General features: G+C 73.1%; 21 protein-coding genes. 18 read left to right on the top strand and 3 right to left on the bottom strand.

The genetic code is table 11. The features are described 5' to 3' along the window. Window positions 1-10: 10 nt before the first annotated feature. From cydB to IEX47_RS15105, 5 genes are all read left to right on the top strand, one after another. Window positions 11-1033 carry a cytochrome d ubiquinol oxidase subunit II gene (gene cydB, locus IEX47_RS15125; protein WP_188784854.1) on the top strand — a complete coding sequence of 341 codons (1023 nt, stop codon included), beginning with the start codon at window positions 11-13 and terminating at the stop codon, window positions 1031-1033. Beyond that, the gene (cydD, locus tag IEX47_RS15120) at window positions 1030-4425 is read left to right on the top strand and encodes a thiol reductant ABC exporter subunit CydD (protein ID WP_188784853.1); all 3396 of its coding nucleotides are present in this window, start codon (window positions 1030-1032) and stop codon (window positions 4423-4425) included. The genes cydB and cydD overlap by 4 nt, the downstream gene beginning before the upstream one ends. Next, entirely contained in the window at window positions 4412-5344 is a 933-nt protein-coding gene (locus IEX47_RS15115; protein ID WP_188784852.1) for a universal stress protein, read from the top strand. Before cydD ends, IEX47_RS15115 begins: the two co-directional genes overlap by 14 nt. 14 nt (window positions 5345-5358) lie before the next feature. Continuing rightward, window positions 5359-6168: an SDR family NAD(P)-dependent oxidoreductase gene (locus tag IEX47_RS15110; protein ID WP_188784851.1), complete on the top strand. Its 810-nt coding sequence runs from the start codon at window positions 5359-5361 to the stop codon at window positions 6166-6168. 371 nt (window positions 6169-6539) lie between these two features. Beyond that, on the top strand, window positions 6540-7175 hold the full coding sequence (locus tag IEX47_RS15105; RefSeq protein WP_188784850.1) for an Rv1733c family protein: 636 nt from the start codon (window positions 6540-6542) through the stop codon (window positions 7173-7175). Between the two features lie 9 nt (window positions 7176-7184). Here the strand turns inward: IEX47_RS15105 and IEX47_RS15100 are convergent, their stop codons facing one another. After that, the gene (locus IEX47_RS15100; RefSeq protein ID WP_188784849.1) at window positions 7185-7988 is read right to left on the bottom strand and encodes a class II glutamine amidotransferase; all 804 of its coding nucleotides are present in this window, start codon (window positions 7986-7988) and stop codon (window positions 7185-7187) included. 80 nt (window positions 7989-8068) lie between these two features. Between IEX47_RS15100 and IEX47_RS15095 the strand changes: the two genes are divergently transcribed. After that, complete coding sequence (locus IEX47_RS15095) at window positions 8069-9172, top strand: carboxylate-amine ligase (protein ID WP_188784848.1); 1104 nt, start codon at window positions 8069-8071, stop codon at window positions 9170-9172. A gap of 18 nt (window positions 9173-9190) precedes the next feature. Here IEX47_RS15095 and IEX47_RS15090 read toward each other — a convergent pair whose 3' ends face one another. Further along, window positions 9191-9490 carry a hypothetical protein gene (locus tag IEX47_RS15090; RefSeq protein ID WP_188784847.1) on the bottom strand — a complete coding sequence of 100 codons (300 nt, stop codon included), beginning with the start codon at window positions 9488-9490 and terminating at the stop codon, window positions 9191-9193. A 70-nt stretch (window positions 9491-9560) separates the two neighbouring features. Between IEX47_RS15090 and IEX47_RS15085 the strand changes: the two genes are divergently transcribed. From IEX47_RS15085 to IEX47_RS15040, 10 genes are all read left to right on the top strand, one after another. After that, window positions 9561-10127 carry a DNA primase gene (locus tag IEX47_RS15085; RefSeq protein ID WP_188784846.1) on the top strand — a complete coding sequence of 189 codons (567 nt, stop codon included), beginning with the start codon at window positions 9561-9563 and terminating at the stop codon, window positions 10125-10127. Between the two features lie 33 nt (window positions 10128-10160). Beyond that, on the top strand, window positions 10161-10676 hold the full coding sequence (locus IEX47_RS15080; RefSeq protein WP_188784845.1) for a MarR family winged helix-turn-helix transcriptional regulator: 516 nt from the start codon (window positions 10161-10163) through the stop codon (window positions 10674-10676). Between the two features lie 33 nt (window positions 10677-10709). After that, a complete protein-coding gene (locus tag IEX47_RS15075) occupies window positions 10710-11930 on the top strand; it encodes an acyl-CoA dehydrogenase family protein (RefSeq protein WP_188784844.1) in 1221 nt (406 codons plus the stop codon). Window positions 11931-11958: 28 nt separating this feature from the next. Further along, window positions 11959-12468 carry a YpsA SLOG family protein gene (locus tag IEX47_RS15070; RefSeq protein ID WP_188784843.1) on the top strand — a complete coding sequence of 170 codons (510 nt, stop codon included), beginning with the start codon at window positions 11959-11961 and terminating at the stop codon, window positions 12466-12468. Between the two features lie 24 nt (window positions 12469-12492). After that, window positions 12493-12978: a hypothetical protein gene (locus IEX47_RS15065; RefSeq protein ID WP_188784842.1), complete on the top strand. Its 486-nt coding sequence runs from the start codon at window positions 12493-12495 to the stop codon at window positions 12976-12978. Next, on the top strand, window positions 12975-14204 hold the full coding sequence (locus IEX47_RS15060) for an NRAMP family divalent metal transporter (protein WP_188784841.1): 1230 nt from the start codon (window positions 12975-12977) through the stop codon (window positions 14202-14204). The genes IEX47_RS15065 and IEX47_RS15060 overlap by 4 nt, the downstream gene beginning before the upstream one ends. Continuing rightward, window positions 14204-14881, top strand: a complete 678-nt coding sequence (locus IEX47_RS15055) for a hypothetical protein (protein ID WP_188784883.1) — start codon at window positions 14204-14206, stop codon at window positions 14879-14881. Before IEX47_RS15060 ends, IEX47_RS15055 begins: the two co-directional genes overlap by 1 nt. 71 nt (window positions 14882-14952) lie before the next feature. Beyond that, window positions 14953-16422, top strand: a complete 1470-nt coding sequence (locus tag IEX47_RS15050; protein WP_188784840.1) for a SulP family inorganic anion transporter — start codon at window positions 14953-14955, stop codon at window positions 16420-16422. Window positions 16423-16494: 72 nt separating this feature from the next. Next, on the top strand, window positions 16495-16878 hold the full coding sequence (locus tag IEX47_RS15045) for a VOC family protein (protein ID WP_188784839.1): 384 nt from the start codon (window positions 16495-16497) through the stop codon (window positions 16876-16878). A 106-nt stretch (window positions 16879-16984) separates the two neighbouring features. Continuing rightward, window positions 16985-18655, top strand: coding sequence for a GMC oxidoreductase (locus IEX47_RS15040; protein WP_188784838.1), 1671 nt, complete (start codon window positions 16985-16987; stop codon window positions 18653-18655). A gap of 15 nt (window positions 18656-18670) precedes the next feature. Here IEX47_RS15040 and IEX47_RS15035 read toward each other — a convergent pair whose 3' ends face one another. Next, window positions 18671-18952, bottom strand: a complete 282-nt coding sequence (locus tag IEX47_RS15035) for an SHOCT domain-containing protein (RefSeq protein WP_188784837.1) — start codon at window positions 18950-18952, stop codon at window positions 18671-18673. A 130-nt stretch (window positions 18953-19082) separates the two neighbouring features. Here IEX47_RS15035 and IEX47_RS15030 point away from each other — a divergent pair, with 130 nt between their 5' ends. Together IEX47_RS15030 and IEX47_RS15025 are read left to right on the top strand one after the other, a co-directional pair. Next, window positions 19083-19502, top strand: coding sequence for a pyridoxamine 5'-phosphate oxidase family protein (locus IEX47_RS15030; RefSeq protein ID WP_188784836.1), 420 nt, complete (start codon window positions 19083-19085; stop codon window positions 19500-19502). A gap of 40 nt (window positions 19503-19542) precedes the next feature. Next, complete coding sequence (locus tag IEX47_RS15025; protein ID WP_188784835.1) at window positions 19543-21123, top strand: GAF domain-containing sensor histidine kinase; 1581 nt, start codon at window positions 19543-19545, stop codon at window positions 21121-21123. Window positions 21124-21128: the final 5 nt, after the last annotated feature.

The following is a 21128-nucleotide window of genomic DNA, read 5'->3' as shown; positions in this document are numbered from 1 at the left end:
AGAGAAGACCATGGAGCTCACCACCGTCTGGTTCGTCCTGATCGCCGTCCTCTGGATCGGCTACTTCACCCTCGAGGGCTTCGACTTCGGGGTCGGCCTGCTGCTGCCGTTCCTCGCCCGTGACGACGCCGAGCGGCGCGTCATGATCAACACCATCGGTCCGGTCTGGGACGGCAACGAGGTGTGGCTGCTGGTCGCGGGCGGCGCGACGTTCGCGGCGTTCCCGGAGTGGTACGCCACGCTGTTCAGCGGCTTCTACCTGCCGCTGCTGCTGATCCTGGTCGCGCTCATCGTGCGCGGCCTGGCCTTCGAGTACCGCGCGAAGCGCCCCGAGGCGAGCTGGAAGGCCAACTGGGACCGCGCGATCATCATCGGCTCGCTCGTGCCGTCGGTGCTGTGGGGCGTCGCCTTCGCCAACATCCTGCGCGGCGTGCCGATCGACCGCCACCTCGAGTACGTCGGCGGCTTCTTCAACCTGCTGAACCCGTACGCCCTGCTGGGCGGGCTCACCACGCTCGCGCTCTTCGTCACGCACGGAGCGCTCTTCATCGCTCTGAAGACCGACGGCGAGATCCGCCACCGCGCCCGGCGCCTCGCGGTCCCCGCCGTCGCCGTCACCGCGGTGCTCGCCGTGGCCTTCCTGGGCTGGACCCAGCAGCAGACCGGCACCGCTGCGTCCGCACTCACCTTCGTGCTCGCCGCGCTCGCGCTCGTGGGCGCCGGCTTCACGGCCCACCTGGGACGCGAGGGCTGGGCCTTCCTCGGGACCTTCGTCACCATCGCGCTGGCCGTTGCCGGACTCTTCCTCGCGCTCTTCCCCGACGTCATGCCGAGCACCCTCGCCGGCGGCGCGAGCCTGACGACGACCAACGCCGCCGCGACGGCGTACACGTTGAAGATCATGACGGTGACCGCGGTGGTCTTCACCCCGCTCGTGCTGGCCTACCAGGGTTGGACCTACTGGGTCTTCCGCCAGCGCATCGCGACCCACCACATCCCGCAGGCGCCCGTCCCGGCCACCGCGGCGCGATGAGGCCCACCGACCCGCGCCTGCGGGCCCTGCTGACGCCGGCCCGGCTCCCGCTCGCCGGCGTCGTCGGCGCCGGGGTGGCCACCGGTGCCGTCGTGGTCGCGCAGGCGTGGGTCGTCGCCGGTCTCGTGGTCGCCGTCCTCCGCGGGAGCGAGCTGACCTGGTGGGCGGCCGCCGTGCTCGGCGTCCTGGCCCTGCGCGCCGCGTTCGGGGCGGTCGGCGACCTGTGCGCCGCGCGCGCGGCCTCGGTCGTGGGCACCGTGCTGCGGCACCGCCTCGTCCAGGCGTACGTCGCCCGGGCCGGCGCCAGCGACGGGAGCGGCGAGGAGGCCGTGCTCGCGACCCGCGGCGTGGCGGCCGCCGAGCCGTACCTCACCCGGTACCTGCCTGCGGTCGTCGTGGCCGGGGTCCTGCCGCCCCTCACCGTCGTGGCGATCGCCACCCAGGACCTCCTCAGCGCCGTCATCGTGGTCGCCACCCTGCCGCTGGTCCCGCTCTTCGGAGCACTCGTCGGGATGGCCACACGCGACCGTGCCGAGGAGCAGTGGCAGGCGATGGCCTCGCTGTCCGGCCACTTCCTCGACGTGGTGCGCGGCCTCCCGACCCTCGTCGCGCACCGGCGCGCCCGCGCCCAGTCGGCCCGGATCGCCGAGGTCACCGACCGGTACCGCCGCGCGTCCCTCCGCACCCTCCGCATCGCCTTCGCCTCCTCCGCCGTGCTCGAGCTGGTCGCGACCCTGTCGGTCGCCCTGGTCGCGGTCACCGTCGGCGTACGCCTGGCCGGCGGGACGCTCGACCTGCGCACCGCCCTCGTCGTCCTGCTGCTCGCGCCCGAGGCCTACTGGCCGCTCCGTCGCGTAGGGGCGGAGTTCCACGCCGCAGCGGAGGGCGCCGCGACGTTCACCGCCGCCCACGACCTGCTCGCCACCGGGCCCGCCTCGACCGTCGACCAGCCCGCCCCGGCCGGTGCCGACCTCGTGCTCGACCGGATCAGCGTCACCTGGCCGGGGCGCACCCTCCCGGCGGTCCTGGAGGTGTCCGCGGTCCTTCCCGCGCGCGGCCTCACGGCCGTCACCGGCCCCTCCGGCTGCGGCAAGTCGACACTGCTCGCAGCCGTCGCCGGCCTGCTCCCCCTCGATGCCGGCAGCATCTCCGCGGGCGGCTCCGAGATCGGCGGTCCTGCCTGGCAGGCGCAGGTGGCCTGGCTTCCGCAGCAGCCGTTGTTCGTCAGCGGCAGCATCGCCGACAACCTCAGGCTCGCACGCCCCACGGCCGGTGACGACCTGCTCTGGCTCGCCCTGGCGGAGGTCGCCCTCGCGGAGCGGGTGAGGGCCCTGCCCCGCGGGCTCGACACGCCCCTCGGCGAGGACGGCGCGACCCTCTCCGCCGGAGAGCGTGCCCGGCTCGCGCTGGCCCGCGTCGTCGTGGCTGACCGGCCGTGGGTGCTGCTCGACGAGCCCACCGCCCACCTCGACGACCTCACCGAGCAGGTCGTCGCCGACACGCTCGTGACCCTCGCCCGCGACCGCGCGGTGGTGGTCGTCGCCCACCGTCCGCTGCTCGTGGGGCTGGCCAGCCACCACGTCGAGCTGCCCGCTCCGCCCCTCGCCGCCCTGCCCACGACGGGCAGCGCAGCGCCCGATCCCGGCCGGCGCCCCGCAGCGCCGTTGCCTGCCTCGCCGTTGCCCGCGACCTCGGCAGCCCCGACGCCGACCGGCGGACGGGGACGCGGCGGCCTGGCCGGGGCGACCGTCGTGGGCGCCCTCGCCTCGGCCTCGGGCGTCGCCCTGACCGCCACCGCGGGCTGGCTGATCGTCCAGGCATCGACCCGCCCGGCGGTACTGACGCTGATGGTCGCCATCGTGGGTGTCCGGGCGTTCGGCCTCGCCCGTCCGGTCCTCCGGTACGTCGAGCGGCTGTGGTCCCACGACGCGGCCCTGCGCCTGCTGGCCCGCCGCCGGGTCGAGGTGTACGACGCGCTGGTGCCGCTGGTCCCCGGCCGGTTCGGCCGGCGCCGGGGCGACCTGCTGAGCAGCGTCGTCGACGACGTGGACAGCGTGGTCGAACGGCAGCTCCGGGTCCGGATGCCGCTGGCCCAGCTGGTGCTGGTCGGCCTGCTGGCCAGCGGTGTCGCGTGGTTCCTGCTCCCTGCGGCCGGACTGGTCGTGGCGGCCGCGGCTGCGCTCGGCGGCCTCGCCTTCCTGCTCGCGCGCCACGGGGCCCGGGCAGCCGAGGGCCAGCTCGTCGGCATGCGTGCAGAGCTGTCGGAGGCCGTGGTCGAGACCGTCCAGGTCGCGAGCGAGCTGCGGATGTGGCAGCGCTCGGTACCCGCGGCCGACCGCGCCGCCTGGCTCAGCGCGCGGATGGGCGAGCTCTCCACGGGTGCGACCCGCTGGCTGGCCGCGGGCCGGGCAGTGGTCCTCGCGGGCAGCGGCCTCGGCATGGCAGCCATGGCCGCGCTGACCGCCGGCCCGGTAGCGGACGGGACGCTCCCGGGTCCGGTGATGGCGCTCCTCGTGCTGCTCCCGCTCGCCCTCGCCGACGTCGCCGTACCGTGCGCTGATGCCGGCGTGCTCGCGGCGCGGACCGCTGCGGCCGACGAGCGGCTGCGGGTGCTCGAGTCGACGCCGCCGGCCGTCGCGGACGTGCCCAGCCCCCTGCTGCCGGACGGCGCGGCCGTCACCCTCGACCACGTCGCGGCCCGCTGGTCACCTCAGGCGCCGGCCACGAGCCCGGCCACGCTCGACCTCGGCCCCGGCGACCGCGTGGCCCTCGTCGGCCCCTCCGGCTCCGGCAAGAGCACCGTCGCCGCCGTGCTGCTGCGCTTCCTCGACCCGGTCGCGGGCGACGCCCGGCTCGGTGACGCTCCCCTCGCCCGCCTCACCCCCGACGACGTACGCCGGCAGGTGGGGCTGCTCGACGACCATCCGCACGTCTTCGCGACGACCGTCGCCGAGAACGTCCGCCTGGCCCGTCCGGCGGCGAGCGACGCGGAGGTGGAGGAAGCACTCCGCCGTGCGTACCTGGGACCGTGGCTGGACGGGCTCCCCGACGGCCTCGCCACGTGGCTCGGAGCCGGCCACGGCGGCCTCTCGGGTGGTGAGCGTGCCCGGGTGGGAGTGGCGCGCTCACTGCTCGCCGGGCACCCCGTGCTGGTGCTGGACGAGCCCACGGCCCACCTGGACAACCCGACCGCGGAGGCGCTCGCGCACGAGGTGCTGGGCGGGCCGCGCGAGCGCTCGGTGCTCTGGATCACGCACGGCAGCGCCGGTCTGGGCCTCGTCGACCGCACCGTCGACCTGACACCGCGAGCCGAAGGTCCCACCGCCCTCAGGGCGACGGACCGTGGCGGTGCCGCGGAGCCCGGCCGAGGCTGGATCCATGACCACGACTGAAGCCACCGGTGCCTACACCGTCCCTGCCAGCAGCATCGTCGTCGCGACCGACGGCTCCGAGCACGCCGGCCGTGCGGTGCACTGGGCCGCCGACCAGGCCGCCCTCGAGCGGCGCCCCCTGATCATCCTCACGCTGGTCCACGGAGCCGTGATGCCGGCGGCGGGCATCGGCGCCATGAGCGCCGTCTACTCCTACAGCCCGCAGGACCTGCTCGACAGCGGCCAGACCCTCGCCCGCGAGGCGATCGCCGCCGCGCGAGGTCTCCACCCCGGGCTCGAGGTGACGGGGTTCGCGCAGATCGGCGAGCCTCGCCACCTGCTGATCGAGCTCTCGCGCACCGTCCACATGATCGTGCTCGGCTCGCGCGGCCGTGGCCTCTTCTGCAGCAAGCTCCTCGGCTCGGTCAGCGCGGCCGTCAGCCGCGACGCATCCTGCCCGGTCGTCGTCTGTCGTCCCCAGCGCACCCAGCAGCACCCGGCAGCCGGGATCCTGGTCGGTGCCGACGGCACCCCCGAGTCGCTGCCCGTGGTCGAGTTCGCGTTCCGTCAGGCCTCGCTCACCGGCCAGCCGCTCACCGTGGTCCACGCGGTGTGGGACGCGGTGGCGGCCGCCCAGGGACCCGGACCGGTGTCCCCCGCCGAGACCGCCCTCGAGGAGTACCGCGTGCTGCTCGCCGAGAGCGTCGCGGGCATCGCACCGAAGTTCCCCGAGGTGGAGGTCGAGCTCCGGCTGACCCGCGGCATGGCCGAGGACTGCCTGCGCGACACCAGTGGGGAGTGGAGCCTCATCGTCGTCGGGCGGCACCCGGTCGACACGTTCGCGCGGCTGGTCACCGGAGCGGTGGCCACGGCCGTCGTCGAGCGGTCGCACTCGAACGTCGCCGTCGTCCCCGAGACCCGCTCCGACGCCGGGCACTGAGGGCGGGCAGATCCATGACCATCAACCCTCCCGCCATCACCGACCTGATCTCGCTCGCCGGACGGACCGCGATCGTGACCGGCGGCGCCATGGGCATCGGCCGCGGGATCGTCGAACGGCTCGCCGAGGCCGGCGCCTCCGTCGTCATCGCCGACACGGACCTCGCGGCCGCCGAGGCCACCGCCGACGCGCTCCGCGCCCAGGGACGTGACGCCTTCGCGATGTACGCCGACGTCGGCGACGCCGACGACGTGCACCGCCTGGTGGCCGACACGATCGGCTGGCGTGGGCGCCTGGACATCCTCGTCAACGACGCCGGCATCTTCCCGAGCGTGCCCGTGCTCGACATGACTCCGGACGACTTCGACCGGGTCATCCGGACCAACCTGCGCGGCACCTACCTGTGCGCCCGCGAGGCCGCGCTGCGGATGCGCAGCCAGGACTCGGGCGGGCGGATCATCAACGTGACCTCGATCGACGCCCTGCACCCGTCCGGTGTCGGTCTCGCCCACTACGACGCCTCCAAGCACGGCGTCTGGGGCTTCACCAAGAACCTCGCCCTCGAGCTGGCACCCCACGGCATCCAGGTGAACGCCGTCGCCCCCGGCGCGATCGCAACGCCCGGCGTCGCGGCGATGCAGTCCGGAGCGGACGCAGGTGTCGACCAGGCAGCAGTGCTCGAGGCCTTCCTGGCGCAGGTCCCGATGCGCCGCATCGGCGTCCCCGACGACATCGCGCGCGCAGTGCTCTTCCTCGCGAGCGACCTCGCGTCGTACGTCACCGGGACCCAGCTCGTCGTCGACGGCGGTCGCCTCCTCTCCTGAGGTGGCGGCGTCTCCGGCAGGGCCTTCCCCACGGAGACGGAGGCCGGCCCGCCGTCGCTGCCGCTGCATCCGTCGTGACGACGGCGGGTCTGTGGTCAGGGACCACCAGGACTTCGCGGCTGCCGGCGGGCCGGCGTGTGGATCCGACCGCCCGGAAGGACGGGGTTCGCCACGTCCTCCACGATCCTCGGGTCCGGTCGACGGCACCAGGTGCGGAGGTCACCGCTCGACCCACCGAAGGTCCCGGCCCGGCCGAACCGTGACCTTGGTCCCGGTTGTCGCGGAGCCCTCGCCCCTGCCACGGGCGCGGCACGGCGGTGTGCCATGGGAGGAGCAGGAGCAAGGCGGACGACACACCGGAGGTGAGCGCGATGGCGAGGTCCGTGGACGACAACCGGCCAACCGGACCACAGCAGTCCGCCGGCGTCGTACGCCGCGCGGTGCGGGCCCTGGCCCGCCGGACCGGCGTGGCGCAGAACCCCCTGCGCCGGCCCAGCGACCGTCTGGAGGCGGGTGCGCGCGTGGCAGCTCTCCTCCTGTCGGTGCTGGGCCTCTGGGCGGCCGTCGCGGTCGGCGTACTGGTGCTCGGCAGCGAGCACTCGGGAGCCGCGCACACCGCTGCGGCACACCACGCGGTCACGGCGACCATCGTGTCGACACCCCGGGCGATCTCCGTGCCGGGCCGGGCCGTGGCGGTCAGCACCGCCCGGGTCGCGTGGTCCACGCAGGCGGGCGTCGATCGGGTCGGCTCCTCGGTCGTCGCCCCCGGCGCCGAGCGCGGAGACCTGACCACGGTGTGGGTGACCGACAAGGGTGACCTCACCTCCGCGCCGCTGTCCCGCGGCGACGCAGCCGCCGTCGCCGTGCTCAGCGCGACCGCGGTCTTCCTGTCGACGGTGGGCCTGCTCGCGCTGCTCCTCGCCGGACTCCGTCGGCTGCTCGACCAGCGCCGCTACCGCGACTGGGCACGTGACTGGGCCCGTTTCGAGAGCGCCCAGCGGCGCTGAGCCGCAGGGTCACGACGGCGCAGGTGCCAGCCACTCCAGCTCGCCCGACTGGACGTCGATGACCCCCACCGAGTCATCCGAGACGGGTGTCCACCCGTCGGGGTCGATGCCGCTGGAGATCACCTGCGTGCCCTCCGGCGTACGTCGGAAGTCCATCGCGAAGTAGTCGTCGTCCGTGTGCCGGATCGGCTCCGCGGCGATGCCCATGCCGCGGAGGTCCTTGAGCATGGACGGCGGCGTCGCGCGACTGTTGACGTGGACCGCACGGAGCCGCCCGGGCGTCAGCAGCAGGGCGTTGAGGCTGGCGTGGGGGAACTCCGCGGACAGGGTCGTGACGGCCTCACCCAGGCCCGTGGCCTCGTCGCCCGCGGCCTCGATGCACTGCACGACGTAGCGGAAGTACCGCTCGCTGTCGGTGCCACCCAGCAGCTTCGCGCGGCTCGCGGGGGTCAGCAGCGCCTCCAGACGGTCGAGGGGAGCGATCGACCCGTTGTGCGCCATCGCGAGCTGCCCGTCGACGAAGGGGTGGGAGTTCTCCACCCGGATCGGGATGCCCGGCGTCGCCCAGCGCAGGTGCACGATCCCGACCCGCGCGAGCGGCTGCTCGGCCAGCTCGGCGTAGGACCGGTCGTTCTCGGCCGACCGCGCGGAGCGGGCGTGGTGGAGGCGGCCGTCGCCGGCGTCGTACCAGGCCATGCCCCAGCCGTCGTCGTGGACGGAGGTGAGCGCGGTGAAGGCGGCGAAGTCCTCGCGGCCGAGCAGATCGACGAGCGAGGTGGGCTCTGCGGTGACGTAGCCGAGCAGTCGGCACATGGGTGCTCCTGTCGTCGTGACGTTCCTGCTTCGACACTGGCACGCAGCATCACCCTGGACAACCGGGGCACAGTGGAGGCGTGCGAACCGTAGGCGTGGAGGAAGAGTTCCTGGTGGTCGATGCGCACCTCGACGACAGCCGGCCCACGGCCGCCGAGGTGCTCCAGCTCGCCACGCCCCTCGTCGGCAACGCGCCCGACGAGCTGGGCTCGCTGGTCGCCGAGCTCAAGCAGCAGCAGCTCGAGGCCAACACCTCGCCCCACGACACGATGGAGTCCCTGCAGGCCGAGCTCGTCTCCTGGCGTGCCAAGGCCTCCTCCGCGGCCCAGCGCGGCGGTGCGCTCCTGATGGCGAGCGGCACCTCGCCGGTGCCGGTCGTCCCGCTCGCGGTGCACAGCGAGCGCTACGACCGGATGACGCAGCAGTTCGGGATGATGGCCCGCGAGCACCTCACCTGCGGCTGCCACGTGCACGTCGCGGTCGACTCCGACGAGGAGGCGGTCGGCGTCCTCGACCGGATCCGGACCTGGCTGCCCCCACTGCTCGCCCTCAGCGCCAACTCCCCGCTCTGGCAGGGCGCCGACAGCGACTACGCCAGCTACCGCTCCCAGGTGATGGACCGCTGGCCCGCCGCCGGTCCGTACGACGTCTTCGGCAGCGCCGACGGCTACCGCACCGCCGTGGACCGCCTGATCGCGACCGGGGTGCTGATCGACGAGGGGATGGTCTACTTCGACGCCCGCTCCTCCGCCCACCACCCGACGGTCGAGATCCGGGTCGCTGACGTCTGCCTCGACGTCGGTGACACGGTGCTCATCGCTGCCCTGAGCCGGGCGCTCGTGGAGACGGCCGCGCAGGAGTGGGCCGGCGGCGTACCGGCTCCGGAGGCCTCGACCCAGCTGCTGCGCGTGGCGACCTGGCAGGCGGCGCGCTGGGGCACGCAGGGCGACCTGATCGACCCGCTGACCTTCAAGCCGGCCACCGCGCGCGAGGTGGTGGCCACGCTCGTCGACCACGTCCGGCCCGCGCTCCGCGCAGCGGGCGACGAGCGACGTGTCGACAACCGGGTCGAGCGGCTCTTCGCGCTCGGCAACGGCGCGGTCCGCCAGCGCGAGGTCTTCCGCGACTCCGGGCTCAACGCCGTCGTCGACCTGCTGGTGAAGGAGACGGTCGCCGCCCCCTGACCGGCCCTGAGGCCGGGGTCAGCGGCTGCGGCGCTCCTCGAGGCGCTGCTGCGCCGCGTCGACGTACGTCAGGCACGGGGCGTCGGCGCCCGGGTGCTTCTCGACCAGGTGGAAGGTCCAGCGGTCCATGGCGGCCATGTAGCCGTTGTCCTCGCCCCGCCGCCACGCGGACCAGCTCACGCCGTCGCGGACCGTGCACCGGGTGCAGCGGATCTTGTAGACGAACTGGTCGTCGTCCCCGAGGTCGATGCGCACCTGCGCCAGCGGGCCGGCCTCGGCGGCTGCCTTGCGCTCTCGGGCCGATCGGCTCGCCACCATGAAGTTCTCCCTTGTCCGGCACGCGCAGCGTACGCCGTCGGCCGGGGTCACAGCCCGGCAGGATGGCCCCGTGACTCCCCCGCCCGCGCTCCCCACCGTCCTGCCCGGCGAGGACCGCACCTTCAACCCCGCACCCGGCGGCGCGCCGCTCTTCGTCGACCTGGTGCCCGCGTCCTGCTGGTTCACCAACGTCCGGTCCCACATCGCCCCCGGCGACTGGGACCGCGTGCGCCGGATGGTCTACGGCCGGGCCGGCAACCGCTGCGAGGCGTGCGGCTCGCCCAGCGACCGGGCGAAGAAGATCTGGCTCGAGGCGCACGAGCGCTGGGAGTACGACGAGGCCCCGGCCGACGAGCCCTTCGTCAGCTTCGGCATGCCGGTGCAGCGCCTGCGGCGACTGGTCTGCCTGTGCACCCGGTGCCACGAGAGCACGCACCTCGGCCTGGCCGGGCTGCGCGGCCACCACGAGCGTGCGTTCGACCACCTCTGCGCCGTCAACGGCTGGAGTCGCGCGGAGGGGCGCGCGCACGTCGCGGAGGCCAACCGGCTCTTCGAGGAGCGTTCCCGCGTCGAGTGGCTGCTCGACCTCAACATCCTGCTGCTCGCCGGCGTGCAGGTCGTGCCTCCCGCCTGGTGAGCGGCCCCCGCAGGTGCGGGTAGCCTTCCGCGCATGACGGGGCCTGCAGCGGAGTCGGTGGACCAGCCCGAGCGGCCCGCGACCCCGAGCCTCGTGCCCGGCAGCATCGCTGACCGCGCGAGCTGCCTGCTGACCCGGCTGGGCCAGGTCACCTTCCGCCTGCAGGAGCGCGCGCTGCGTCCGCTCGGGGTCCGCGTGCGTCACTTCAGCGTCCTGCAGGCGCTGGCAGACCTGGGACCGACCGGTCAGGTCGATCTCGGCCGGCACCTGCGCATCGACCCCGCGACCATGGCCGGGACGCTCGAGCACCTTGAGTCCCTCGCGGCCGTGGCCCGTGAGCGCGACCCGTCCGACCGCCGGCGCTACGTCGTCGCCCTCACCGACGAGGGGGCGCAGCTGCTGCACCGCATCGTGGCGCGCCTCGTCGACGTCGAGGCCGTGCTGGAGGCCGAGCTCGGCCGGTCCGGCCTCGGCGAGCTGCAGGCGTCGCTCGACTCACTCGCGCGCAGTCATGCGCTCACGGCGGCCCTCGAGGCGCCCGAGGAGTGAATTCGTTCGCACTGCGAATGATATGTTCCGCGCATGATCGTCGCGCGCCAGTACGACCGCCTGTTCCACGACCTGCTCTCCCCCGCTGACGTCCTCGAGGCGCGCGTCCGGGCACGCGAGGTCGCCGACCGCGTCGTCGCGCCGGCGGCGGGCCAGATCGCCAACGGTGACGAGCAGGTCGACGGGTTCCCGCGCGAGGTCTTCGACGCGCTCGCCGCCGAGGGCCTGTACGGCGTCGGCTTCGGCGCCGAGGTCGGCGGGCACGGCCTCGAGCACCCGGCAACCGCGACAGCCGCGACCATCGAGGAGCTCGCCTACCACTCCAGCAGCATCGGCGCGGTCTTCGACGTCCACTGCATCCTGTCCGGCAACGCGCTCAACCAGGGCACGGACGAGCAGAAGCAGCGCTGGCTGACCAGGATCGTCAGCGGTGAGATCGTCGGCGCCTTCGCCACCACGGAGCCCGAGGCATCCACCGACCTCTCCATCGAGGCGCTGAGGACCGAGGCCGTCCGCGACGGCGACGCCTGGGTGCTCAACGGGCACAAGCGGTGGATCTCCAACTCGCCCGTCGCCGCCGAGATCGTCGTGCTCGCGAAGACCGGCGACCGCATGTCGATGTTCATCGTCGACACCTCGCTCCCGGGCGTCACCGTCGGCCTTCCCGACCGCAAGATGGGCAACCGTGGCCAGCTGACCGCCGACGTCCACTTCAAGGACGTCCGCATCGACCACAGGGAGCTGCTCGGCGGTGTCGAGGGCAACGGCCTGCGCCAGGCGCTGCAGACGCTGACCTTCGGCCGCATCGGCATCGCGGCGGCAGGTGTCGGCATGGCCCAGCGCGCCTTCGACCTGATCGTGGCGCAGGTGTCGACCCGCGAGGCCTTCGGCCGCAAGGTCGGCGCCAACCAGCACTGGCAGTTCCTGCTCGCCGACCGTGCCTGCGAGATCGAGAACGCCCGCAACCTCTACCTGAAGGCAGCCCTCCGGCTCGACGCCGGCAACCCGTTCCCCGAGCCCGAGGCGGCGATGGCGAAGCTCTACGGCACGCGCCTCTCCGTGGACATCGCCCGCGACGCGGTCCAGGCGTACGGCGGCTTCGGCTTCGCGCGCGAGCTCGCGGCCGACGGCACGCCGGGTCCGGTGGAGGCGCTCTACCGCGACTCCAAGATCGGGGAGATCTACGAGGGCACCAACGAGATCCAGAAGTGGGTCATCGCGCGCCAGATCCTCGGGCGCGACATCACCGGCTGACCCCGTCCGCCGCGGGTACCGCGGTGAGGTGACCTCGTCCCTGATCCTGCGTGTCGTCGCCGGCGGGCAGACCGGCGTCGACCGGGCGGCACTCGACGTCGCGATCACCCACGGTCTCCCGTACGGCGGCTGGTGCCCGGCCGGCGGCTGGGCGGAGGACCTGCCGGAGCCCCCGGGCGTGCTCGCGCGCTACCCGGGGCTGCGTGCGACGGAGACGGCCGACCCCGCGGAGCGCACCCTGCGCAACGTCCGCGACAGCGACGCCACGCTGGTCATCCGCCGCCCCGGCGTCACCTCCCCCGGCACGGACGTCACGCTCCGTGCCGCCGCGGACCAGGACCGCCCGTGCCTCGAGACCACCGACCCGGGTCAGGCAACGGCGTGGCTCACCGGGCTCCGCTCGCCGGACCTCACCCTCAACGTCGCGGGCCCGCGCACGAGCGAGGACCCCGCGGCGTACGACGTGGCGCGGTCGCTGCTCGAGTTCGTGCTCGAGGCCCTGCTCGACCGACCGGACGCAAACGCACGGATCAGGTAGCGCCCCGCGGGGTACAGCCCCAGCGTGATCGACGACGACGGACTCCGGGGTGGTCGGCGACGGGCGGTGGGGCGCTCCGTCGCCGGCCTCCTCGTCGCTCCCCTCCTGCTGACCACCGGCTGCGGCTTGGTGCCCGCCCGCCCCGACGCCGCCGCCTGGCGGGACACGGCGAGCACGGCGCTGGACGACGCGGTGGCGCTCGTGGGCACCGCGTCGATGGTGCTGCGCGAGGAGGAGCGCCAGCACGTCCTCGGCGGCTACGGCGTCGCCACGCTCGTCCACGCCGAGGACGCGATGGGCAAGGCGGTCGACAGCGTCGACACGCTGCAGCCGCCCGCCTCGATCGAGAAGGAGGCGAGCCACGTCAGCGACCTGCTCGCGGAGGCCGACGACGCCGTCCAGACGGCGCGCGAGGCGCTGGTGAGCGGCGACCAGGCGTCGTACCCGCGCCTGCGGCACCACCTCGACGCGCTCCATGACCAGCTGCAGAAGGCGGGAGGGACGCTGTGAAGAAGTACCTCGCCGTCGCCCTCGGCATCCTGACCGCCATCGGCGGCTTCGTCGACATCGGTGACCTCGTCACCAACGCCGTCGTGGGCTCACGGTTCGGCATGTCGATGGGGCTCGTGGTGGTGGTCGGCGTCCTCGGCATCTGCGTGTACGCCGAGATGTCGGGCCGCGTCGCAGCGGTCTCGCGCCGCGCGACGTTCGACCTGGTGCGCGAGCGGCTCGGCCCGCGCCTGGGCATGCTCAACCTGACCGCGTCGATGCTGGTCACCTTCCTGACCTTCATCGCCGAGATCGGTGGCGTCGCCCTCTCCCTCGAGCTGGTCAGCTCGGTGAGCTACCTGCTGCTGGTGCCGTTCGTCGCGTTCGTGGTCTGGCTGGTGCTGTGGCGGGCGAAGTTCTCCCACATGGAGAACGTGCTCGGCCTCCTCGGCCTCTGCCTGATCGTCTTCTCCGTCGCCCTCTGGCAGCTCGGCCCGGACTGGGGTGACTACGTCAGCCAGGCCGCGCGCTTCGCCAAGCCCGGCGGCGAGAAGTGGACGACGTGGGCCTACTACGCGGTCGCGCTCTTCGGCGCCGCGATGACGCCGTACGAGGTCTTCTTCTTCTCCAGCGGAGGCGTCGAGGAGAAGTGGACGCCGGAGGACCTGGGGGTGATGCGGGCCAACGTCTTCATCGGCTTCCCCCTCGGTGGCCTGCTCTCGCTGTCGATCGCGGGCGTCGCGACGGCGGTGCTGCTGCCCCAGGGCATCGGCGTCGACTCGCTGGGCCAGGTCGGGCTGCCCGTCGCGGTGGCACTGGGCAAGATCGGGCTCGCGATCCTCATCGTGGGCTTCGTCGCGGCCACCTTCGGTGCTGCGTGCGAGACCGGGCTGAGCGTGGGCTACTCGATCGCGCAGTACTTCGGCTGGCAGTGGGGCAAGTACGTCACCACGCGCGAGGCGACCCGGTTCCACGCGATGATCCTGGTCTCCACGCTGGCAGCGGTGGCTGTGCTGCTCACCGCCGTCGACCCGATCCTCGTGACCGAGGCCTCGGTGGTCTTCTCCGCCGTCGCGCTGCCGCTCACCTACTTCCCGATCCTCGTCGTGGCCAACGATCCCGACTACCTCGGCGAGTACGTCAACGGCCGGCTCGCCAACGGGCTCGGCCTCGTCTACCTGGTGCTCCTCACGGTGGTGGCGGTCGCCGCGCTGCCGCTGATGGTGATCACCGGAATGGGGGCCTGATGGCACGCCTGCACGGCCACCTCGACGCCGCCCTCCACCTCCTCGACCGCCAGGTGGTCGACACCGACGGCGCGCTCGTCGGCAAGGTGGACGACCTCGAGCTCACGGAGTACGCCGACGGCCGGCTGGAGGTCACCGGCCTGCTGCTCGGGGCTGCCGCCCTGGTGCCGCGGATGGCCCCGCGCCACGACGACCACGCCCTCGCCTGGTGGCACCGACTGGCGCCGCAGTGGCGGGATCGGGAGCGGCCGGGCTGGATCTCGATCGAGGACGTCAAGCAGCTCGACAGCGAGGTGACCCTGCGGAAGCGCCGCAGCGGCGTGGTGATCCCGCAGCCGGAGGCTGCGGAGGGGCTCGTGCTCCGCCGGGCGTCCACGCTCCTGGAGAGCGAGGTGACCGGGCCCGACGGGCCGCTGCGGGAGCGCGTGCGCGACTTCCGCCTCGAGCCCGGCGAGCACCCCACCGTCCACGCCATCATCGTCAGCCGCGGGCGACCCGGCACCCTGATGGGCTACGACCGCAACCGGGTCACCCGGCCGGTGCTGCTCGCGAAGACCCTGCGCCACTTCAACCGGCACACCGGCGAGCTCTCGCTCGACGACGTCACCATCGACTGGGACGGGCGCAGGGTGGAGGCGCGGACCAGGCCCGGTCCGCTGACGCGGCTCCACGACTGAGCCCGAGCGGCGGGCGGCGGGCATGCTGCTCTGGTCGTGAGCACCGTCCGGAGGCGGGAGAATGGTCACCCGTGACCACCTCGCCGACCGTCCTCCACGCCCTGCGCTCGCCGCGTCTGCTCCGGATCGAGGTCCTGGCCGGGCTGGTGACCGCGCTGGCGCTCATCCCCGAGGCGCTGTCGTTCTCGATCCTGGCCGGCGTCGACCCGTCGGTCGGACTCTTCGCGTCGTTCACGATGGCCGTCGCGATCTCGGTCTTCGGCGGTCGCCCGGCGATGATCTCCGGAGCCGCGGGCTCCGTCGCGCTCGTCATCGCCCCGGTGGTGCGCGACCACGGCATGGAGTACTTCCTCGCGACCGTGCTGCTCGCCGGCGTCTTCCAGGTCGCGCTCGGCCTGACCGGTGCCGCGCGCCTGATGCGGTTCGTGCCGCGCTCGGTCATGGTCGGCTTCGTCAACGCGCTGGCGATCCTGATCTTCCTGGCGCAGGTGCCGCACCTCGTCCACGTGCCGTGGGCGGTCTATCCGCTGGTCGCCGTGGGCATCGCGATCATCGTGCTGCTGCCCCGCCTCACCAGCGTCGTCCCGTCGCCGCTCGTGGCGATCATCGTCCTGACCGGCTTCGTCGTGCTGACCGGCCTCGACCTGCCCACCGTCGGCGACGAGGGCGCCCTCCCGCACGGCCTGCCATCCCTGGTGCTCCCGCACGTGCCGCTGACCTGGGAGACCTTCCGGACCATCGCGCCGTACGCCCTGGGTGTCGCGCTCGTCGGCATCCTCGAGTCGCTGCTGACCGCGAAGCTCGTCGACGACCTCACCGACTCCGGTTCCGACAAGACCCGGGAGACCATCGGCCAGGGAGCGGCGAACCTCGTCACCGGCCTCTTCGGCGGCATCGCGGGCTGCGCGATGATCGGCCAGACGATGGTCAACGTGAAGGCCGCCGGCGCCCGCACCCGGCTGTCGACGTTCCTGACCGGCGTCTTCCTGCTCGTGCTCGTCGTCGTGCTCGGCGAGGCAGTCGGCGCGATGCCGATGGCGGCGCTCGTCGCCGTCATGGTGATGGTCTCGGTGATGACCTTCGACTGGCACAGCCTGGTCAGCCTGCGCCGGATGCCCCGCTCGGAGACGACGGTCATGCTGACGACGGTCGCGGTCGTGGTGGCCACCCACAACCTCGCGATCGGCGTCATCGTCGGCGTGCTGGTCGCGACGGTGCTCTTCGCCCGCCGCGTCGCGCACCTGACCGAGACCCACCGCACGCTCGGCGAGGACGAGCACGGGCCCTACGCCCTCTACCGGGTCACCGGCGAGCTCTTCTTCGCCTCGAGCAACGACCTCTACACGCAGTTCGCGTACGCCGAGGACCCGGCGCGTGTCGTCATCGACCTGGGCGCCAGCCACATCTGGGACGCCTCGACCGTCGCCACCCTCGACGCGATCACGACCAAGTACGCCCGCCGCGGCGCCACCGTCGAGATCACCGGGCTCAACGAGGCCAGCGCCGAGCGCCACGAGCTGCTCAGCGGCCGCCTCGGCTGACCCGCCGGCCCGCGGAGACGAGGGTCCGGGCGGCCCTTGCGGGCTCCGTCGTACGGCGGGAAGGTGGTGGGCATGACCACCATCAGCAAGATCGGCGTTGCCATGTTCAGCGTCGCGGACCAGGACTCCGCGGTCGCCTTCTACACCGACAAGCTCGGCTGGGAGCTCCGCTCCGACGTCTCCTTCGGCGAGGGCGACCAGGCCGGCCGCTGGGTCGAGGTCGCTCCCCCGGGCTCCGATGCGCGCCTCGCCCTCAACCCGCCGATGAACGGCGAGCCGGGCGGCGGCGCGATCGGCGTCGAGACGCCCGACGTCGACGGTGAGCTCGCCCGGATGCAGGGCATCGACGGCCTCCAGGTCGGCGAGCCGATGGGCGGCGACGGCACGGTGCCGCGGATGTTCTCCGTGACGGACCCCGACGGCAACTGGATCTGGGTCGTGGGCGTCGACGCCTGACCTGACGGCGGGCGGAGCTGACGGCAGGCGCAGAAGGGCCGCGCGCGTCCGTGGCGCGCCCTATGCTGCGGAAATCACCCGGTGCCGATCCCCCCAGGAGCCTTCCGTGACTGCCTACGACTACGACGTCCTCGTCATCGGCTCCGGCTTCGGTGGCTCCGTCACCGCACTGCGCCTGACCGAGAAGGGCTACCGGGTCGGGGTGCTGGAGTCCGGCCGCCGCTGGGCGCCGGAGGACATCCCGAAGAGCAACTGGAACGTCCGCAAGTCGATCTGGGCGCCCCGTCTCGGCATGACCGGCCCGCAGCGGATCAGCGTGCTCGGCAAGTGCATGGTCTTCAGCGGGGCCGGCGTCGGCGGCGGCTCGCTGATCTACGGCAACACGCTCTACCAGCCGCTGCCGGCGTTCTACACCGACAAGGCCTGGGCGCACATCACCGACTGGAACGACGAGCTCGCGCCGTACTACGACCAGGCGGAGCGGATGCTCGGCGTCATCGAGAACCCGCGCACCGGACCTGCCGACGACCTGCTTCTGGAGGTGGCCCGCGACCGCGGCGTGGCCGACACCTTCCACCGCACCCGCGTCGGCGTCTTCTTCAACGAGGGCCAGGAGGGCGTCGAGGTCGACGACCCCTACTTCGGCGGTGCGGGGCCGCGCCGCGCCGGCTGCGTGCACTGCTCCGAGTGCATGACCGGCTGCCGGCACAACGCCAAGAACACCACCGTCACGAACTACCTCTACCTGGCCGAGCAGAACGGCGCCGAGGTGCACCCGCTGACGACCGTCACCGAGGTGCGCCCCGACGGCCACGGTGGGTACGTCGTCGAGACCGAGCGCTCCAACGGCAGGCTGCGCAAGGGCAGGCGCAGCTTCACCGCCCGGGAGGTGGTCTTCGCCGCCGCTGCGCTCGGCACGCAGAAGCTGCTGCACAAGCTCAAGGACGAGGGCACGCTGCCCGGGCTGTCGGACCGGCTCGGCGAGCTGACCCGCTCCAACTCGGAGGCGATCATCTGCGTGGCCAGCAAGAGCCGCGAGGACTTCGCGCAGGGCGTGGCGATCACCTCCTCGATCCACCCCGAGACCTCGACCCACATCGAGGTCTGCACCTACGGCAAGGGCCAGGGGGCGATGTACGCCCAGGCGGTGCCGATGATCGACGGCGGGGCCTTCCGGTTCCTGCGCTTCCTGCTCTTCATGCTGCTCCACCCGGGCCAGACGCTCCGCGCGCTCGACCCGCGCAAGGCGGCCGAGCGGACCGTCGTCCTGCTCGTCATGCAGGCGCTGGACAACTCGCTGACCTCCTTCCGCAAGGGCGGCCTGCTGAAGACGAGGCAGGGCACCGGCGAGCCCAACCCCGACTGGATCCCGGTGGCGCACGACATCGCCCGCCAGTACGCCAGGAAGGCGGACGGCGTCACCAGCTCGGTGGCCACCGACGTCTTCAACATCCCCGCGACCGCCCACTACATCGGCGGCTGCGCGATCGGCGACTCGCCGGAGACCGGTGTCGTCGACCCGTGGCAGCGGGTCTACGGCCACCCCGGACTGCACGTCGCGGACGGCTCCGCGGTCACGGCCAACCTGGGCGTCAACCCGTCGCTCACGATCACCGCGCAGGCCGAGCGCGCCATGGCGTTCTGGCCCAACAAGGGCGAGGCCGACCCGCGGCCGGCACTCGGCTCGGCGTACACCCGGATCGCGCCGGTCGCGCCGAAGGCGCCGGCCGTCCCTGCCGGCGCGCCCGGCGAGCTGCGTCTCCCCGTCGCCGGCTAAGGCAGCGCCGAGCGCTCACCTCGCGTCGCGACCGTCGGTCAGGGCCCGCCGTCGGGCGCGGTACTCCTCGGGGTCGAGGTCGCCCCGCGCGAGGCGCTGGTCCAGCACCTCGAACGGATCGGGCGCACGGTGCTCGAGGTGCCGGATCTCGTCCCGCACGGGATGGTCGCGGTCACGCCACGGCCAGCCGGCCGCCAGCTCGACGAACCACAGCGCCGCAGCGATGATCACCAGCACGGACGCCAGCATCATGAAGCCCATCCAGGCCCACCCGTGGGCGGCGTAGTCATGCCACATCGTGGTCTCCTTCCGTCTGCTGCCACGTCCAGACTGCTGCCCGCGGCCACGCGGGCACAGGGCGCGAGGTCCCTGCGGAAGAGGACCTCAGGCCCATGCGTACGCCGCACCCCCCACGCACGCTGGAGCCATGGACACCGAGCTGCGCTACCGCGAGTGCGTGGACCTGCTCGCCCAGGCGAGGGTCGGGCGGTGCGCGTTCAGCACTCCGCACGGGCCGACCATCGTGCCGGTCAACCACGTCGTGCACGACGACGCGATCATCATCCGCACCTCGCCGTACAGCCAGCTGGGCCTCCTCGCCTGGGGTGCCCGCGTGGCCTACGAGGTCGACGAGATCGACCCGCTCAGCAGGTCCGGCTGGAGCGTCGTCGCCACCGGTCGCTGTGATCGGATCGAGGAGCAGGGTGTCCGGGAGTTCCTCCACGCATTCCATGACCCCGACCCGTGGGCCCGGGGCGCCCGCACGCTCTACCTGCGGGTGCGCTGGGACCAGCTGACCGGTCGGCGGATCGGAATGACCCGCATGGATGTCCGTTCAGTGGGGTGAAAATCGCCCCCACGTTGAAAGAGGGTGCCACCATGGGCTCATGCCAGGGAGCGTGGAGGGCCTGAGCAGCGACGCGCGCGCGCTGCTCAACGCCGTGGCGGCGATGAGCTCCGACCTCGAGCTCGACAAGGTGCTGCGGCGCATCGTCGAGTCTGCGTGCGAGCTGACCGGCGCCCAGTTCGGGGCGCTCGGTGTTATCGGCGACCACGACGACCTCTCGGCGTTCATCACGCACGGAGTCGACGACGCCGGCCGCGCCGCCATCGGCGACGCGCCCCGCGGTCGCGGCATCCTCGGCCTGCTGATCCACCACCCCGGCCCGCTCCGCCTCGCCCACCTCCAGGAGCACCCCGCCTCGTTCGGCTTCCCCGCCAACCACCCGCCGATGACCAGCTTCCTCGGCGTGCCCGTGCTCGTCCGCGGCGTCGCCTACGGCAACCTCTACCTCACCGAGAAGGCCGACCGCGCCGAGTTCACCGAGCAGGACCAGATGCTCGTCGAGGCGCTCGCCAGCGCCGCCGGCGTCGTCGTGCAGAACGCCCGCGCCTACGCGCTCTCCGAGCGGCAGCGCACCTGGCTCGAGGCGACCTCCCGGCTCGACCAGGCCCTGCGCCCGGGAGCGTCGGTCCACGAGGCCCTCGACCTCGTCGCCGTGGCCGCGCGCATCGTCTCGCGCTCTCCCACCGTCGCCGTGCTCCACACCGGGCCCGACGGCAAGCCGGCGGTCCTCAGCACCGAGGGACGCGAGGCGGAGCGGGCCGACGAGGTGGTCACGATCGCCGCCGACGCCGTGCGCGCGGCGTTCGCAGGCGATCGTCCGGATCCGGTCCCGCTGGCCGACGAGCGACTCGCCGTCGCCGTGCCGATCCGCGCGGAGCTCTTCGGGCCGACGGTGCTGGTGGTCGAGCTCGACCCGCGCCAGGAGCGCGGCATGCTCAGCTCCGACCTCGACATGCTGGCCTCCTTCGGCGACCAGGCCAGCCTCGCGCTCGACCGTGCGCGGGCGGTCGCCGACCGTGAGCAGCTGGCGATCGTCTCCGATCGCGACCGCATCGCCCGCGACCTCCACGACCTCGTGATCCAGCGGCTCTTCGCGACCGGACTGCAGCTCCAGGGTGTGCGGGGCCAGGTCCTCTCGCCCGTCGTCGCCGAGCGCATCGACAGCACGGTCGCCGACCTCGACACGACGATCCGCGACATCCGGAGCACGATCTTCGCGCTGCAGCAGCGTGGCTCGACCTCGTTGCGCGCCCAGGTCACCGGGCTCGCGCTGGAGTACGAACGGGTCCTCGGCTTCGCCCCCGCCGTGCGCACGTCCGGACCGATCGACACCGGTGTCCCCGACGACATCGGTGACCACCTGCTGGCCGCTTTGCGCGAAGCGCTCTCCAACGCGGCCCGTCACGCGCACCCGGCGACGGTGACGGTCGAGATCTCCTGTGACGCCCGCGAGGTGACGCTGGTCGTCACCGACGACGGGGTCGGCATCCCGGCCGGCTGCCGCGAGAGTGGCCTGCGCAACCTCCGCACGCGTGCCGCGGACCTCGGTGGCCAGCTCGACCTCGTCCCCGCCCAGCCGCGGGGCACGATCCTGCGGCTGGCCGTGCCCGTCGCGCGCTGAGGCCG

The organism is Nocardioides phosphati, from assembly GCF_014646375.1.
Taxonomy (GTDB): Bacteria; Actinomycetota; Actinomycetes; order Propionibacteriales; family Nocardioidaceae; genus Nocardioides; species Nocardioides phosphati.
This window is presented reverse-complemented; position numbering and strand designations above follow the sequence as displayed.

Excerpts from the sequence above, each read along its gene's own strand:
- cydB (WP_188784854.1), top strand. The coding sequence starts at position 11 with ATGGAGCTCACCACCGTCTGGTTCGTCCTGATCGCCGTCCTCTGGATC.
- cydD (WP_188784853.1), top strand. The coding sequence starts at position 1,030 with ATGAGGCCCACCGACCCGCGCCTGCGGGCCCTGCTGACGCCGGCCCGG.
- IEX47_RS15115 (WP_188784852.1), top strand. The coding sequence starts at position 4,412 with ATGACCACGACTGAAGCCACCGGTGCCTACACCGTCCCTGCCAGCAGC.
- IEX47_RS15110 (WP_188784851.1), top strand. The coding sequence starts at position 5,359 with ATGACCATCAACCCTCCCGCCATCACCGACCTGATCTCGCTCGCCGGA.
- IEX47_RS15105 (WP_188784850.1), top strand. The coding sequence starts at position 6,540 with ATGGCGAGGTCCGTGGACGACAACCGGCCAACCGGACCACAGCAGTCC.
- IEX47_RS15100 (WP_188784849.1), bottom strand. The coding sequence starts at position 7,988 with ATGTGCCGACTGCTCGGCTACGTCACCGCAGAGCCCACCTCGCTCGTC.
- IEX47_RS15090 (WP_188784847.1), bottom strand. The coding sequence starts at position 9,490 with ATGGTGGCGAGCCGATCGGCCCGAGAGCGCAAGGCAGCCGCCGAGGCC.
- IEX47_RS15080 (WP_188784845.1), top strand. The coding sequence starts at position 10,161 with ATGACGGGGCCTGCAGCGGAGTCGGTGGACCAGCCCGAGCGGCCCGCG.
- IEX47_RS15075 (WP_188784844.1), top strand. The coding sequence starts at position 10,710 with ATGATCGTCGCGCGCCAGTACGACCGCCTGTTCCACGACCTGCTCTCC.
- IEX47_RS15055 (WP_188784883.1), top strand. The coding sequence starts at position 14,204 with ATGGCACGCCTGCACGGCCACCTCGACGCCGCCCTCCACCTCCTCGAC.
- IEX47_RS15045 (WP_188784839.1), top strand. The coding sequence starts at position 16,495 with ATGACCACCATCAGCAAGATCGGCGTTGCCATGTTCAGCGTCGCGGAC.
- IEX47_RS15035 (WP_188784837.1), bottom strand. The coding sequence starts at position 18,952 with ATGTGGCATGACTACGCCGCCCACGGGTGGGCCTGGATGGGCTTCATG.
- IEX47_RS15030 (WP_188784836.1), top strand. The coding sequence starts at position 19,083 with ATGGACACCGAGCTGCGCTACCGCGAGTGCGTGGACCTGCTCGCCCAG.
- IEX47_RS15025 (WP_188784835.1), top strand. The coding sequence starts at position 19,543 with ATGCCAGGGAGCGTGGAGGGCCTGAGCAGCGACGCGCGCGCGCTGCTC.